General features: G+C 61.7%; 9 protein-coding genes and 2 pseudogenes. 5 read left to right on the top strand and 6 right to left on the bottom strand.

Annotation, left to right across the window (positions count from 1 at the left end):
* The 4 genes from FXO12_RS16040 to putP all read right to left on the bottom strand — a co-directional run bounded on the left by FXO12_RS16040 (nt 1) and on the right by putP (nt 5,383).
* On the bottom strand, nt 1-837 hold the full coding sequence (locus tag FXO12_RS16040; protein WP_057975420.1) for a 23S rRNA (adenine(2030)-N(6))-methyltransferase RlmJ: 837 nt from the start codon (nt 835-837) through the stop codon (nt 1-3).
* Between the two features lie 97 nt (nt 838-934).
* Nucleotides 935-1,660, bottom strand: a complete 726-nt coding sequence (locus FXO12_RS16045; RefSeq protein ID WP_057975419.1) for a DUF4123 domain-containing protein — start codon at nt 1,658-1,660, stop codon at nt 935-937.
* Nucleotides 1,660-3,681 (bottom strand): type VI secretion system tip protein VgrG, encoded by a 2,022-nt coding sequence (locus tag FXO12_RS16050; protein WP_057975418.1) that lies wholly within the window; start codon nt 3,679-3,681, stop codon nt 1,660-1,662. The genes FXO12_RS16045 and FXO12_RS16050 overlap by 1 nt, the downstream gene beginning before the upstream one ends.
* A 217-nt stretch (nt 3,682-3,898) precedes the next feature.
* On the bottom strand, nt 3,899-5,383 hold the full coding sequence (putP, locus tag FXO12_RS16055; protein ID WP_034125609.1) for a sodium/proline symporter PutP: 1,485 nt from the start codon (nt 5,381-5,383) through the stop codon (nt 3,899-3,901).
* Between the two features lie 461 nt (nt 5,384-5,844).
* Between putP and putA the strand changes: the two genes are divergently transcribed.
* Together putA and FXO12_RS16065 are read left to right on the top strand one after the other, a co-directional pair.
* Entirely contained in the window at nt 5,845-9,798 is a 3,954-nt protein-coding gene (putA, locus tag FXO12_RS16060; RefSeq protein WP_054896231.1) for a trifunctional transcriptional regulator/proline dehydrogenase/L-glutamate gamma-semialdehyde dehydrogenase, read from the top strand.
* A gap of 241 nt (nt 9,799-10,039) precedes the next feature.
* Nucleotides 10,040-11,842 carry an acyl-CoA dehydrogenase gene (locus FXO12_RS16065; protein ID WP_057975417.1) on the top strand — a complete coding sequence of 601 codons (1,803 nt, stop codon included), beginning with the start codon at nt 10,040-10,042 and terminating at the stop codon, nt 11,840-11,842.
* On the opposite strand, the gene FXO12_RS16070 is transcribed toward FXO12_RS16065, so the two are convergent.
* Nucleotides 11,839-12,132 carry a cell division protein ZapA gene (locus FXO12_RS16070; RefSeq protein WP_003187971.1) on the bottom strand — a complete coding sequence of 98 codons (294 nt, stop codon included), beginning with the start codon at nt 12,130-12,132 and terminating at the stop codon, nt 11,839-11,841. The two genes, FXO12_RS16065 and FXO12_RS16070, sit on opposite strands and share 4 nt — an antisense overlap.
* The gene (locus FXO12_RS16075) at nt 12,129-12,359 is read right to left on the bottom strand and encodes a hypothetical protein (protein ID WP_003187970.1); all 231 of its coding nucleotides are present in this window, start codon (nt 12,357-12,359) and stop codon (nt 12,129-12,131) included. The genes FXO12_RS16070 and FXO12_RS16075 overlap by 4 nt, the downstream gene beginning before the upstream one ends.
* A 343-nt stretch (nt 12,360-12,702) precedes the next feature.
* Between FXO12_RS16075 and FXO12_RS29425 the strand changes: the two are divergent.
* The 3 genes and pseudogenes from FXO12_RS29425 to FXO12_RS16085 all read left to right on the top strand — a co-directional run.
* Nucleotides 12,703-13,359, top strand: a pseudogene (locus FXO12_RS29425) (MCP four helix bundle domain-containing protein); the annotation flags it as partial.
* Between the two features lie 303 nt (nt 13,360-13,662).
* Nucleotides 13,663-14,262, top strand: a pseudogene (locus FXO12_RS29430) (methyl-accepting chemotaxis protein); the annotation flags it as partial.
* 242 nt (nt 14,263-14,504) lie between these two features.
* Nucleotides 14,505-16,247, top strand: a complete 1,743-nt coding sequence (locus tag FXO12_RS16085; RefSeq protein ID WP_057975415.1) for a potassium/proton antiporter — start codon at nt 14,505-14,507, stop codon at nt 16,245-16,247.
* Nucleotides 16,248-16,275: the final 28 nt, after the last annotated feature.

The following is a 16,275-nucleotide window of genomic DNA, read 5'->3' on the forward strand; positions in this document are numbered from 1 at the left end:
TTACTCGGCGATCAGCCAATCCATCTGCCAGCCACCCTGGGTCTGGCCCAGTTGCCTGGACAACCATGGCAGCAACTCACGCAATTCCTCTTCCAGGCCCCACGGCGGGTTGGCAATCGCCAGGCCCGAGCCGGTGAGGGTATTGGGCGTGTCCAGCGGATGCACCAGCAACTCCACACGCAGCAGCTTCGGTGCACCGGTACCGGCCAGGTCCTGGTAGAAACGGCGCAACATGCGCTGGTCTTTCACCGGGTACCAGATCGCCGCCACCGTCTGGCGCATACGGCTAACAGCCTCCTTGAGGGACGCGGCGCAACGCTGCATTTCGTCGAGTTTTTCAAACGGCGGGTCGATCAGCATCAGCGCGCGCTTTTCCGGCACTGGCAGCAAGGCCCGTGGCACGTGCCAGCCTTCGCCCAGGTGCACTTTGACGCGGCGATCACCCTTCATGTTGTCCTTGAGCAGCACGCCATCTTCAGGGTGCTTCTCGTTGAGCAACACACGGTCCTGGGGCCGCGTGAGGCGGCGCGCCAGTTCCGGCGAGCCCGGGTAGTAGCGTAACTGGCCATCCGGGTTCATCTCGTGCAACACGCGCATGTAGTCGGCGGTCAGCGGCGGCAGGTCGCTTGCGCCCCACAGGCGGGCGATGCCTTCCAGGTACTCACCGGTGCGGTTGGCCTGGTCGCCCTGCAAGTCATACAAGCCAATGCCTGCGTGAGTGTCGAGGTAGGCGAACGGCTGTTCCTTGCGCGACATCAGGGCGATGAGGCGGGTCAAGGTCAGGTGTTTGAAGACATCGGCATGGTTGCCGGCGTGAAAGGCGTGACGATAATTCATGGTTGCTCCTGCGCAGGGGGCGAAGTTTACCTTCTACCGGTGCAAAGGTGCAGGGCCGCATGGCGGGCGGCACGGAAGTGACGCTATCGCCAGGGGCTCAACTGAGCTGCGAGGCAAGGTAATCAGCCAGTGCACCATGGCTGATTTGCGGCCTGCGTGCGAAGTAGGCGACTTTATGCTGCAAGGTTGCTGGCGTAAACGCGGTATAGAGGTCAGGACGCTGCTCTTGGAGCCATTGCAGCAGGTTGTCGACCAGCACCTGCGGTGACTGCTGCGCCATATGCTTGAGCAACGATTCCGGCACCTGCCACCAGGGGCTGGCTGGGGCCGCAGTGACTGGTTTGGCCGCCACCGACAGCGGCTGGCCGTTGATCAAGTAGCGCTGGAACACTGGCAACACGCGCCCGGCCTCGTCGCCTAATGACTGCAACATCGGCAAAAGGTGCGCGCCATCCCAGAAACGCAAAAACACCGGCTGGTTTTCAGAGAGGTACACCTGGGTCAAACCCTTAAAATGCGCGATCACCACCTCCAGCGGGCTGGACGAGACCGCCAGCCAGCCCCAATCCGACGCTTGGGTGGTGGCTATCCAATCGAGAAAGGCACTGCTCGGCTCAACGACGCCAACGTAGGGCATGACCTCATCCCAGTCAGCGTAGGCCGTGCCCGCCCAGATCGGTCGCGGCATCTTTGCAGCGGCCGTGGCTTGCCAGGCGGCGAGCGGCTTGGCGTCGCTGGCATTGCCCAGCACGGCGTACAGCTGTTCATCAGGCTGCAACGGGTATTGCGCCAGCCAGGCATTGGGCGTCAAGAGCGCGGGCATCAGGACGCACTCCGTGTATGGGCGTCGATGTCGCATTGGCCGTTCTTGCAGCGCTCGCATTCTTCGCAGAACGGCGCGCTGCGTTTGAGGCTGAACACTTGTGCACGGCTTAACGGCGCGGGAACCGCTGCCAATACAGCCTCTTTCAACCCAGGCATTAACGGCGCCGGCGTCGGGGCAGGCGCGCTGCCGAGCTGGATCGGCACACTGCTGAAAATCCCGCCCGCTGACAATGTGATCGACTGCCCGCCCGCCTGGATCGTCACGCTGGCACCCGCATCAATGATGATGCTTTGCCCGGCCCCCAGCGCAATGATTTGCCCGGCACGCATGTGCTGCGAACCGCCAACCACCAGATGGTCATCCTGCTTGAGCTCGGTCAAACGGTTGCCGTGGGTGATGCGCTGCTCCTGGCCCTGCAACTCATGGCGCGACTCGCCGCCCACCTGCACGCGACGCTGGTTATCGACCTGTACCTGTTGGTCGTGCAACACATGCTGGGTCCAGTCCCGCTGGGCGCGCAGGTAGATTTCCTCGGCACCCTTGCGGTCCTCGATACGCAGTTCGTTGTAGCCACCACCGCCAGGGCTGCTCTGGCTACGCCAGAGACTACGGGTCTTGTCCGCGGGCAGGTCGAGGGGCACAGGCGTGGCGGCGTTGGGCAGGCACCCCACCACCAGCGGCATATCCATGTCGCCATTGACGAACCCCACCAGCACTTCCATGCCAACCCGGGGTATCAGCACCACGCCATAACGGTCATGGGCCCAGCCACTGGCGACCCGCAGCCAGCAACTGGAATGGTCGTTGTGCTCGCCGACACGATCCCAGGCCAGTTGCACCTTGACCCGGCCGTATTCGTCACAGTGAACCTCACTGTCAACCGGGCCGGTGACCACTGCACTTTGATATCCCGATACCGTCGGGCGCGGCTGCTCCGGCAAGGGCGGACGAAACACCGCATCCCATGGCGCGGCGACAAATGCGTTGCGATACCCTTGGCGCAGTTCCCCTCCGTCCTCCTCGGTGACCGCTTCCTCCAGCACCTGAGGCTGCTTGCCTTCATGGCGCACCTGCGTCACCAGCCACAGGTCGTTCCAGTCCTCACGGGGGTGCTCACGCAACTGCAGAAACCGGCCACTGGCCAACGCCGGCTCATCGCCCTGGCCATGGGCACTACGATAGTCGCTGCGGTACCGCTCCAGGCCACGCTGGGCGAGGCATCTGCCTTGGGCTCGGTCGGAAAACTTGCCGGGGTAGTGCTGCGCTTCAAGCTTGGGCAATGACTTGTCGACGGCTGCGCTTTCCAGCTCGACATGGGGTTTGCGAAAGTCGTAATCGCGAAGATTCAACGCCGTGGTGCAGGTCGCCAATTGCAAGGTGAAGCGCTTGATCGCAGGGTTAGCGGCGACCATTCCCGAACCAGGCCGGTACGGCGTGGGCTGATCTGCCTGGGCAAATACGGTCTGGTCATCGCCAAACACCAGCAGATGCCCTGCGGGGGAATGCTGGAAGTGATAGTGAATACCCAGCTCGGCACACAGGCGCTGGATGAACGCCAGGTCGCTCTCGCCGAACTGCACGCAATATTCACGCTCCGGGTAATCACCGCTCAACCGGAACTCAAAGCGATCACTGTGAATCCCCTGCCCTGCCAGCACCTGAGCAACAATCTGCGGCACCGTCTTATGCTGAAAAATGCGCTGGTGGCTGCTGTGTGCCAGGTACGCCAGATGCGGCGCAAGGCTGAGCTGGTAACGCGTCAGGCGCCGGCCCGAGTCGCCCTGGGCAACCCGATACACCAGGCCGTGAACGCCATGCCCCTGATCGTCGAAGCCCAAGTACACCTGGCGATGCAGCAAGCCCTCCAGGTCGATATCCGGCTGCTCGCTGACCAGCTCAAGTTCAAAACGATAGGGCTGGCTGATGGCCTCGGTGCCGTCGAACGCGAACACCTCGAAATCACTCGGCGCCCCATCCAGGGCCAGGGTAAATGCAGGTTGGTTGGCAGGAGCGAACATCCGGTGTTTCTCTGCGAAGGGTGGGCGGTCGATTCTGCACCAGCCGTTCGCCTTGCCGAGCGCTGCCTCGGCAAATAAGTAAGGTCCTACGTGAGCACCGCTGGAACCCACGAGCATCGACGGCAATTGCACCAATCAGCCCACACAAAAAAAGGCCCAGTGTCCTTCGGACGTGGGCCTTTCTTGTTCGTTCAGCAGGCGTTAAACGCCCAGCGAATTACTTGTTCAAGTTGTAATCTTTTTCCGCAGCATCAAAACGCTCGACCATGCCCACCGTCGGTGCGCCCATCTTGCTCACGAAGTAGATCGCCAGGCTGGCGAAGATGAAGCCTGGGATGATTTCGTACAGGCCCAGCAATTCGAAGTGCTTCCACACGATCACGGTGATCGCGCCGACCAGGATGCCGGCCAGGGCGCCGTTGCGGGTCATGTGTTTCCAGATGACCGAGATCAGTACCACGGGGCCGAAGGCTGCACCGAAACCGGCCCAGGCGTAGCTGACCAGGCCCAGTACGCGGTTTTCCGGGTTGGCGGCCATGGCGATGGCGATCAAGGCCACTACCAGCACCATGATGCGACCGACCCATACCAGCTCAAGCTGGGAAGCGCCTTTGCGCAGGAACGCCTTGTAGAAGTCTTCCGTCAGGGCGCTGGAGCACACCAGCAGTTGGCAGCTCAGGGTGCTCATCACAGCCGCCAGAATGGCCGACAGCAACACACCGGCAACCCATGGGTTGAACAGGATTTTGGCCAGCTCGATAAACACACGCTCTGGGTTTTCAGTCACCGGGCCCGCCACTTCCGGGTGCGCCGAGAAGTAAGCGATACCGAAGAAGCCCACCGCCACGGTGCCGCCCAAGCACAGGATCATCCAGGTCATGGAGATGCGACGCGCCTTGGCGATCGACTTAACCGAGTCCGCCGCCATGAAACGCGCGAGGATGTGCGGCTGGCCGAAGTAGCCCAGGCCCCAGCCCATCAACGAGATAACGCCGATGAAGGTGGTGTTTTTCAGCATGTCGAAGCTGGTCGGGTCCTTGGCCTCAATGGCCAGGAAGGTGGTGTCTACGCCGCCGGTGGCCAGCAGCACGATAATCGGCGTGAGGATCAGCGCGAAGATCATCAGCGTGGCTTGTACGGTGTCGGTCCAGCTGACTGCCAGGAAACCACCGATGAAGGTGTAGGCAATAGTCGCTGCAGCACCGGCCCACAGCGCGGTCTCGTAGGACATGCCGAAGGTGCTTTCGAACAGGCGGGCGCCGGCGACGATGCCGGAGGCGCAGTAGATGGTGAAGAACACCAGGATCACCACGGCGGAGATGATCCGCAGCAGGCCGCTTTTATCTTCGAAGCGGCTGGAGAAGTAATCCGGCAGGGTCAGGGCGTCGCCGTTGTGTTCGGTCTGCACGCGCAGGCGGCCGGCCACGAACAACCAGTTGAGGTAGGCACCGACGATCAGGCCGATGGCAATCCAGCTTTCCGACAGACCGGACATGTAGATCGCGCCCGGCAAGCCCATCAACAGCCAGCCGCTCATGTCGGAAGCACCGGCGGACAAGGCTGTCACCACGCTACCGAGGCTGCGACCGCCCAGGATGTAATCGGAAAGGTTGTTGGTGGAGCGATAGGCCATCAGGCCGATCAGCACCATTGCTGCGATGTAGATCACGAACGTGATCAGGGTTGGATTACTAACGCTCATAGGAGTGACGCCCTGGCTTTGTTTTTATGTAGCGACGGTCATGGGGACGGCCACCCGTGGATAACCGGATAGACGAACCTGCATGCCGCGCATTTATGACTGGCGTTTCCCCAGGAAAGCCGCCAGCCGATGAACCCACCCAGAGGGTTGGTTGCACCTTGGTGCGCGAATGCTATTCAACAAAGCAAATAAGGTGCAACCAGTTTCTGCCGTTTAAGTTGCACCCAAGTATGTTTTAGGACAAACGCGCTTTTTTTGCTCCTTTTCGGAGCAAGAACAGCTGATCTCAGAAGCAAATGCACCAGCGCGAAGCGGATTCGGTCGCGTGTTTATTTTTTTCCGATCAAGCGTCGAATATTTAACCAACAAAAGGGTTGCACCCGGTTGCACCTCAGGATGGGCAAAGCTAATCTTGCCGCCAGCAGATGCCACTCGGTAGTGGCACCCATGAGGATAAAAAAATGGCAACGACCACCCTTGGGGTCAAACTCGACGACCCGACCCGCGAACGCCTGAAGGCCGCCGCGACCTCCATTGATCGCACGCCGCACTGGCTGATCAAGCAGGCGATTTTCAATTACCTGGAGAAACTCGAGGGTGGTGCAACCCTGTCCGAGCTCAATGGCTTGAGCACCAAGGAGGCCGATGATGCCGGCGAGGTCCAGGCCGACCACGCCCACCAGTGCTTCCTTGAGTTCGCCGAGAGCATCCTGCCGCAATCGGTATTGCGTGCCGCAATCACCGCCGCTTACCGCCGCCCCGAGCCGGAAGTGGTACCGATGCTGATCGAACAGGCGCGCCTGCCGGCACCGATGGCCGAAGCCACCAACAAGCTGGCCGCGAGCATTGCCGAAAAACTGCGCAATCAGAAGAGTGCCGGCGGCCGTGCCGGTATTGTTCAGGGCCTGCTGCAAGAATTCTCCTTGTCGTCCCAGGAAGGCGTGGCGCTGATGTGCCTGGCCGAAGCGCTGCTGCGTATCCCGGACAAAGGCACCCGCGATGCGCTGATCCGCGACAAGATCAGCACCGGCAACTGGCAGCCCCACCTGGGCAACAGCCCATCGCTATTCGTCAACGCCGCTACCTGGGGCCTGCTGCTGACTGGCAAGCTGGTGTCCACCCACAACGAAGCAGGCCTGACCTCGTCCCTGAGCCGCATCATCGGCAAGAGCGGCGAGCCGATGATCCGCAAGGGCGTCGACATGGCCATGCGCCTGATGGGTGAGCAGTTCGTCACCGGCGAAACCATCGCCGAAGCCTTGGCCAATGCGAGCAAATTCGAAGCCAAGGGCTTCCGCTATTCCTACGACATGCTCGGTGAAGCCGCACTCACCGAACACGACGCCCAGAAGTACCTGGCCTCGTACGAACAAGCCATTCATTCCATCGGCAAAGCCTCCCATGGCCGTGGGATCTATGAAGGCCCGGGCATCTCCATCAAACTCTCCGCCCTGCACCCGCGCTACAGCCGTGCGCAGTACGAGCGTGTGATGGATGAGCTGTACCCGCGCCTGCTGTCGCTGACTTTGCTGGCCAAGCAGTACGACATCGGCCTGAACATCGACGCCGAAGAAGCCGACCGCCTGGAGCTGTCCCTGGACCTGCTCGAACGCCTGTGCTTCGAGCCGCAATTGACCGGCTGGAACGGCATCGGCTTTGTGATCCAGGCGTACCAGAAGCGTTGCCCATATGTGATCGACTACGTCATCGACCTGGCCCGCCGCAGCCGCCATCGCCTGATGATCCGCCTGGTAAAAGGCGCGTACTGGGACAGCGAAATCAAGCGCGCCCAGGTCGAAGGCCTGGAAGGCTACCCGGTGTACACCCGTAAGGTGTACACCGACGTTTCCTACATTGCCTGCGCGCGCAAACTGCTGTCGGTGCCGGAAGTCATCTACCCGCAGTTCGCCACGCACAACGCCCACACCCTGTCGGCTATCTACCACATCGCCGGTCAGAACTATTACCCCGGCCAGTACGAGTTCCAGTGTTTGCACGGCATGGGTGAACCGCTGTACGAACAGGTTGTAGGCAAGGTTTCCGAAGGCAAGCTGAACCGTCCGTGCCGTGTATACGCGCCGGTTGGTACCCACGAAACACTGCTGGCCTATCTGGTACGCCGCCTACTGGAAAACGGCGCCAACACCTCGTTCGTCAACCGTATCGCTGACCAGTCCATCTCGATCCAGGAACTGGTAGCCGACCCGGTGGCCAGCATCGAGCAAATGGCAACCCAGGAAGGCGGTTTCGGCCTGCCACACCCGCGCATCCCTTTGCCGCGTGACCTGTACGGCAGCGACCGCGCCAACTCGGCCGGTATCGACCTGGCCAACGAACATCGTCTGGCCTCGCTGTCCTGCGCCCTGCTGGCCACCGCTCACAACAACTGGAAGGCCGCGCCGATGCTCGGTTGCGCCGCCAGCAATGAAGCGGCTCAACCGGTGCTGAACCCGTCCGACCTGCGTGATGTGGTCGGCCAGGTACAGGAAGCCACCGTCGAAGACGTCGACAACGCCATCCAGTGCGCCATCAGCGCCGCGCCGATCTGGCAGGCCACCCCGCCCGCCGAACGCGCTGCCATCCTGGAACGCGCCGCCGACCTGATGGAAGGCGAGATCCAGCCGCTGATGGGCCTGCTGGCCCGCGAAGCAGGCAAGACCTTCGCCAACGCCATCGCCGAAGTGCGTGAAGCCGTGGACTTCCTGCGTTACTACGCAGTGCAGGCGCGCAACGACTTTACCAATGACGCCCACCGCCCATTGGGCCCAGTGGTGTGCATCAGCCCGTGGAACTTCCCGCTCGCCATCTTCAGCGGCCAAGTAGCTGCAGCGCTGGCTGCCGGTAACCCGGTGCTGGCCAAGCCTGCCGAGCAGACGCCCTTGGTGGCAGCCCAGGCCGTACGCATCCTGCTTGAAGCTGGCATTCCGGAAGGTGTGCTGCAATTGCTGCCAGGCCAGGGCGAAAGCGTCGGTGCCCGTCTGGTGGGTGATGATCGCGTCAAAGGCGTGATGTTCACCGGTTCCACCGAAGTGGCGCGCCTGCTGCAACGCAATGTCGCCGGTCGCCTGGATGCCCAGGGTCGCCCGATTCCACTGATCGCCGAGACTGGTGGCCAGAACGCGATGATCGTCGATTCCTCGGCACTGACCGAACAAGTGGTGATCGACGTCGTATCGTCGGCCTTCGACAGCGCCGGTCAACGTTGCTCGGCCCTGCGCGTACTGTGCCTGCAGGAAGATTCGGCAGACCGTGTGGTCGAAATGCTCAAGGGTGCCATGGCTGAATGCCGCCTGGGTAACCCGGAACGCCTGTCGGTCGACATTGGCCCGGTGATCGACGCCGAAGCCAAGGCCGGTATCGAGAAACACATCCAGGCCATGCGTGACAAAGGCCGCAACGTTTACCAGGTGGCGATTGCCGACGGTGAAGAGATCAAGCGCGGCACCTTCGTGATGCCGACCCTGATCGAGCTGGAAAGCTTCGACGAACTGCAACGCGAGATCTTCGGCCCGGTGCTGCACGTAGTGCGCTACAAGCGCAAAGAGATCGACCAGCTCATCGGCCAGATCAACGCTTCCGGCTACGGCCTGACCCTGGGCGTGCACACGCGCATTGACGAGACCATCGCCAAGGTGATCGACAACGTCAATGCCGGTAACGTCTACGTCAACCGCAACATTGTTGGCGCCGTGGTCGGCGTGCAGCCGTTCGGCGGTGAAGGCCTGTCCGGCACAGGCCCGAAAGCCGGTGGCCCGCTGTACCTGTACCGCTTGCTGTCGACTCGTCCTACCGATGCGATCGAGCAATCCTTCGTACGGGGCGACAAGCTGGCCGCGCCGGATGTGCGCCTGCGTGATGCCATGAGCCAATCGCTGACCGCCCTGAAAACCTGGGCCGACGGCAATAAGTTCAGTGAACTGAGCGCCCTGTGCACGCAGTTCGCAGCGCAATCGCAAAGCGGTATCACCCGCCAACTGGCCGGCCCGACCGGCGAGCGCAACAGCTACGCCATCCTGCCGCGCGAACACGTACTGTGCCTGGCCGAAGTGGAAGGCGACCTGCTGACCCAACTGGCGGCGGTATTGGCCGTCGGCGGTTCGGCGGTATGGCCGGAAACCGAGCTGACCAAGGCCTTGTTCCCACGCCTGCCTAAAGAGATTCAGGCGAAGATCAAGCGCGTGGCCGACTGGTCCAAGGACGACGTGGTGTTTGACGCTGTGCTGCATCACGGTGATTCCGACCAACTGCGTGCGGTGTGCCAGCAAGTGGCGCAGCGCGGTGGGGCGATTGTTGGGGTGCATGGCATGTCGCAAGGCGAAACGGCGATTGCGCTGGAGCGTCTGGTGATCGAGCGTGCGTTGAGCGTCAACACTGCTGCAGCGGGTGGTAACGCCAGCCTGATGACCATCGGCTAACTGACACAACGCGGCTGATCGCGGCTGATCGTTCCCACGCTCCGCGTGGGAATGCAGCTCAAGGACGCTCTGCGTCCAGAAGCGTGACGCGGAGCGTCAAAAGAGGCGTTCCCACGCAGAGCGTGGGAACGATCTCGATGCCTCGCCAGCGTTCTGCCCTTCTATCACTTAAATCAATCTTGCTATCCACCCTCCATTCGCGGACTTAGACTCAGGCCAATTCCTTCAAAGGTACGCCGCCATGTCCGAGACGCTGCTCAGTTCCCGCAATCTGGCTTTCGAGCTGTACGAAGTCCTCGATGCCGAGGGCCTGACCCAGCGCGAGCGGTTTGCCGAACACAACCGCGAAACCTTCAATGCCGCGATCAGCACGGCGCGCAACATCGCAGAAAAGTACTTCGCCCCTCACAACCGCAAGAACGACGAAAACGAACCGCGCTATGAAAACGGCCAGGCGATCCTGATCCCGGAGGTCAAACCCGCCGTGGACGCCTTCCTTGAAGCCGGCTTCCTCAACGCAGCACGTAGCTTTGAAGCAGGCGGCATGCAACTGCCGACCCTGTTGTCCCAGGCTTGTTTCGCGCACTTCCAATCGGCCAACGCCGCCTCGACGTCCTACCCGTTCCTGACCATGGGCGCCGCCAACCTCATTGAGAGCTTCGGCACCGAGGAGCAGAAACAACGCTTCCTGCAGCCAATGATCGACGGGCGCTTCTTCGGCACCATGGCCCTGACCGAGCCCCATGCCGGTTCCTCCCTGTCGGACATTCGGACCCGTGCAGAACCCGCGGCTGACGGCAGTTATCGGCTCAAGGGCAACAAGATCTTTATCTCCGGTGGCGACCATTCGCTGTCGGAAAACATCGTGCACATGGTGCTGGCCAAATTGCCGGACGCTCCCGCAGGCGTGAAGGGCATTTCGCTGTTTATCGTGCCCAAGTTCCTGGTCAACGATGACGGCAGCCTGGGCGCTCGCAACGATGTGCTGCTGGCGGGGCTGTTCCACAAGATGGGCTGGCGCGGCACCACGTCCACGGCGCTTAACTTTGGCGATAACGGCAACTGTGTCGGCTACCTGGTGGGCAAGCCGCACCAGGGGCTGAGCTGCATGTTCCAGATGATGAACGAGGCACGCATCGGCGTGGGCATGGGCGCGGTGATGCTCGGTTACGCCGGCTACCTCTACTCCCTGGACTACGCCCGCGAACGGCCCCAGGGGCGCCTGCCTGATAGCAAAGACCCGAGCACCGCACCGGTGGCGATCATCCAGCACGCCGACATCAAGCGCATGCTACTGACCCAGAAAGCCTATGTGGAAGGCGCCTTTGACCTCGGCCTGTACGCGGCGCGGGTATTCGACGACACCACCACCCTGGCAACCGACACTGAGCGCAAACAAGCCCACGAACTGCTGGACCTGCTTACGCCCATCGTCAAATCCTGGCCGTCGGAGTTCTGCCTCAAGGCCAACGAGCTGGCGATCCAGATTCTCGGCGGCCACGGCTACACCCGCGAATACCCGGTGGAGCAGTACTACCGCGACAACCGTCTGAACCCCATCCATGAAGGCACCCACGGCATCCAGTCCCTGGACCTGCTCGGGCGCAAATTGGCGCAGAACGGCGGCGCCGGCTTAAAGCAATTGATCCGCCTGATCGCCGAAACTGGAGCCCGGGCGCAAAAGCACCCTTCACTCACGGCACTGCGAGAGCCTCTGGAGCAACTGGTAAACCGGCTGCAAAGCGTCACGATTGGCCTGCTGACCGATCTCGCCCAAGGCAAGGTCAACAGCAGCCTGGCGAACTCGGCGCTGTACTTGAAAGTGTTCGGGCACACGGTGATTGGCTGGCGCTGGCTGGAACAGGCGATCCGCGCCGAAGAAGGGCTGGCCAAGGGTGACGCGGCTGACGCGGCCTTTTATAAGGGCAAGCTCCAGGCCGCCCGGTACTTCCTGACCTGGGAAGTACCGAGCTGCCATCATGAACTGGCGATTCTGGAAGCACGCGACGATACGTGCCTGGGCATGCAAGACGAGTGGTTCTAAGGCTGACCGATCACCTTGGAGATCACATCGACCGTGGCGCTGACTTGCTCTTGGTAACGGTCGAGTTCCTGCTGGTGAGCCTGTTGCATTTCAATCTGCTCGGCGCACAAGTTCAGCGCGGCCAGTACCAATAGTTTGTCACCGATCAGGGTCGGGTACTTTTTCTTGGTAACCGCCAGGGAGGCCTTGAGCATGGTCACGGCATGCATCAGGGTCTGATCTTCGCCGGCCGGTGCCTTGATCGAGTAATCCTCTCCGAGAATCGAAACGACCTTTATGCCCTCACTCATGCGCTGACAGGCCCTGCACTTACACGCTCAACCAGCGCCTGAATGCGGGCGGCGGTGGCGCCGTGCTTTTCTTCCTGTTCCATCAGGTTCAGTTGCAGGCTGTCGTTTTCGTCCTTGGCGCGGGCCAGCTCGGCCTTGAGGGATTCGTTGCTGCCCAGCAATTCTTGATTCTGCTGTACGAGGTCGCTGACCAGTTGTTCCAATTGGCTGAGGGATGCTTCTAACATTTTGATTTCTCGGGCTTTTAAAAAGGGCGGTGACGATAAAGAAAATTCACCTCGGATGCCAGGGTTATCCCTGGCCGCGCAGCCCGATGATGCAAGGCCGGGCCGCACTTTCGAGCCTTAGTGACTGCATTTACCCGATCTGGTTCCTGAACTCACCCAACCCCTGGTCCGATGCGACAAAAGCGCGCGCCCCCTTAAGACTTTAGTCGCATGGCCGATAAGGCGGGCACACCTCGTCTCATGGCCGCATGGATAGCGCCTCCCCCAGGACTCCAGCATGTCTCTTCGTAATATGAATATCGCCCCGAGGGCCTTCCTCGGCTTCGCGTTTATTGGCGCCTTGATGTTGTTGCTCGGTGTGTTCGCCCTGAACCAGATGAGCAAAATTCGTGCAGCCACCGAAGACATCACCTCGGCCAGCGTGCCCAGCATTCGCGCCCTGGATGAATTCACCCAACTGACCCTGCGCCTGCGCGTGCTGTCGTACCGCTTGCTGACCAACCGCGAGCCGGATGTACAGCAAAAGACCCTGGAAGCCTTCGAACTGCGCAATCAACAGATTCGCACAGCCCAGGACATCTACGAAAAACTGATCACCAGCACCGAAGAGCGCAACGCTTACAACGAGTACGTGCGCCTGCTGGGCCAGTACCGCCAGATTGAAGAGCGCATGAAGAGCCTGTCTCGCGCCAATCAGGTCAACGAGCTGCGCAGCCTGCTCAACACCGAGTTGCTGGACAACTCCGAGCAGGTCAATGCGGTCTTGACCCGCTTGCTGGATATCAATAACGACGACGCCAACGCCACCAACCAGCGCGCCAAAGACCAATACGACATGGCCTTTGACCTGGTGGTAGGCCTGCTGGTGATTGCCACGGCGCTGACCTTGCTGTTTGCCTGGTTGCTGACCCGCAGCATCACCCTGCCCATCGCCCAGGCGCTAGAAGCCGCCGAAGAAGTGGCCGAAGGCAACCTGACGCGCCCGATCAGTGTGGACGGCAACGACGAAGCCGGGCGCCTGCTCGCGGCCATGGCCAAGATGCAACACAAACTGCGCGACACCCTGCAACGTATCGCCGGCTCCGCTACCCAGCTGGCGTCTGCCGCTGAAGAGCTGAATGCGGTCACCGACGAAAGCGCCCGTGGCCTGACCCAGCAGAACAACGAAATCGAACAGGCCGCCACTGCCGTCAACGAGATGACCAGTGCGGTGGAAGAAGTCGCACGCAACGCGGTGAGCACCTCCGAAGCCTCGCGCAATGCCACCACCTCTGCCGGTGACGGTCGCGACCTGGTGCAGGAAACCGTTAGCGCTATCGAACGCATGAGTACCGACGTGCAGGCCACCGCCTCCCTGATTGGCGACCTGGCCAATGAATCGAGGGATATCGGTAAAGTGCTGGACGTGATCCGTGGCCTGGCTGACCAGACCAACCTGCTGGCCCTGAACGCCGCGATCGAAGCAGCTCGAGCCGGGGAAGCCGGGCGTGGTTTCGCCGTGGTGGCCGATGAAGTGCGGGCGCTGGCCCATCGCACCCAGCAGTCCACCAGCGAAATCGAGCGCATGATCGGCAGCATCCAGACAGGCACTGAACACGCGGTGGATTCGATGCGCAACAGCACCGAGCGCGCCGAATCGACACTCAACATCGCCCGAGGCGCGGGCCTGTCGCTGGACACTATCAACACGGCGATTGTGGAGATCAACGAGCGCAACCTGGTGATCGCCAGTGCGGCGGAAGAACAGGCCCAGGTGGCGCGGGAAGTGGACCGCAACCTGGTGAATATCCGTGACCTGTCGGTGCAATCGGCAACCGGCGCCAGCCAGACCAGCGCGGCGAGCGGTGAGTTGTCGCGCTTGGCGGTGGATCTGAATGGGATGGTCGGAAGGTTCCGCCTCTGAAATAAGCCTTTGCTCACACCGCATACCTTGTGGGAGCTGGCTTGCCTGCGATAGCAATCTGTCAGCTGACGCCCATGGCGCCTGGCACACCGCAATCGCAGGCAAGCCAGCTCCCACATTTGAGCGATGTGCAGCCACAAAAGCTTTTTGACAGCGCAGCAATTCAACAGGTTAGAATCCCTGGCACGCAGACTGCATGGTCAGTTTGCGCCCTGTCTTCCCCCTGCCCTGGAGTACTGCCTTTGAATGCGACGACCATCAACAGCCTGTTCTTGATCGGCGCGTTGCTGGTGACTGCGAGCATTCTGGTGAGTTCGCTTTCGTCACGCCTGGGTATCCCTATCCTGGTGATTATCCTGGCCGTGGGCATGACCGCCGGGGTCGATGGCGGTGGCATCATTTTCGATAACTACCCCACCGCCTATCTGGTGGGCAACCTCGCCCTCGCCGTGATCCTGCTCGACGGCGGTTTGCGCACCCGGGTGGCGAGTTTCCGCGTGGCGCTGTGGCCGGCCTTGTCCCTGGCCACGGTGGGGGTGTTGATTACCACCGGCCTCACGGGCATGGCGGCGGCCTGGCTGTTCGACCTCAACATCATCCAAGGCTTGCTGATCGGCGCCATCGTCGGCTCCACGGACGCCGCGGCGGTATTCTCGCTGCTGGGCGGCAAGGGCCTCAACGAGCGGGTCAGCGCCAGCCTGGAAATCGAATCCGGCAGCAACGACCCGATGGCGGTGTTCCTCACCGTCACCCTGATCGACATGCTCGCCAGCGGCCAGACCGGCCTGCACTGGAGCCTGCTCACGCACCTGATCCGCGAATTCGGCATCGGTGGCCTGGTAGGCCTGGGCGGCGGCTGGCTGATGTTGCAACTGGTCAACCGCATCAACCTGGCCAACGGCCTGTACCCGATCCTTGTGATCGCGGGCGGCCTATTCGTATTCGCCCTGACCAACGCCCTGCACGGCAGCGGCTTCCTCGCCGTGTACCTGTGCGGCTTGGTCATCGGCAACCGCCCGGTGCGCAGCCGGCATGGCATTTTGCATATGCTCGACGGCATGGCCTGGCTGGCGCAGATCGGGATGTTCTTGGTGCTGGGCCTGCTGGTCACGCCTCACGATTTGCTGCCCATCGCCCTGCCCGCCCTGGGCCTGGCGCTGTGGATGATCCTGTTTGCCCGGCCGCTGTCGGTGATGGTTGGCCTGCTGCCATTCAAGGCGTTCCACGGGCGCGAAAAAGCCTTTATAGCCTGGGTGGGCCTGCGCGGCGCGGTACCGATCATCCTCGCGGTGTTCCCGCTGATGGCCGGCCTGCCCCATGCGCAGCTGTACTTCAACCTGGCATTCTTTATCGTGCTGGTCTCGCTGTTGGTGCAGGGCACCAGCCTGCCGTGGGTGGCCAAGTTGCTCAAAGTCACCGTACCGCCAGACCCGGCGCCGATCTCCCGCGCGGCCCTGGAAGTGCACGTTACCAGCGAGTGGGAGCTGTTCGTCTACCGCCTGGGCGCCGAAAAATGGTGCATCGGCGCGGCCCTGCGCGAGCTGAAAATGCCCGAAGGCACGCGCATCGCCGCGCTGTTTCGTGGCCAGCAACTGCTCCATCCGTCGGGTAGTACGGTGCTGGAAGTCGGCGATTTGCTCTGTGTGATCGGCCACGAACACAACCTGCCGGCCCTGGGCAAATTGTTCAGCCAGGCGCCGCAACGGGGCCTCGATTTGCGCTTCTTCGGTGACTTCGTACTCGAAGGCGACGCCCAGCTGGGCGCGGTTTCCGCCTTGTACGGGCTCAAGCTTGAAGGTATCGACCCGGACATGCCATTGAGCCGCTTCATTACCCAGAAGGTTGGCGGTGCACCGGTAGTCGGCGACCAGGTGGAGTGGAACAACACCATCTGGACCGTCGCCGTCATGGACGGGAACAAGATTGGCAAAGTCGGCGTCAGATTCCCCGAAGGAAGTCGCCCGGGCCCCGGACTCTTCCTCTAAACTGCGGGACAACGACGCCCCGATTCTT

The sequence above is a fragment of the Pseudomonas sp. J380 genome (assembly GCF_009827115.1).
Taxonomy (GTDB): domain Bacteria; phylum Pseudomonadota; class Gammaproteobacteria; order Pseudomonadales; family Pseudomonadaceae; genus Aquipseudomonas; species Aquipseudomonas paracarnis.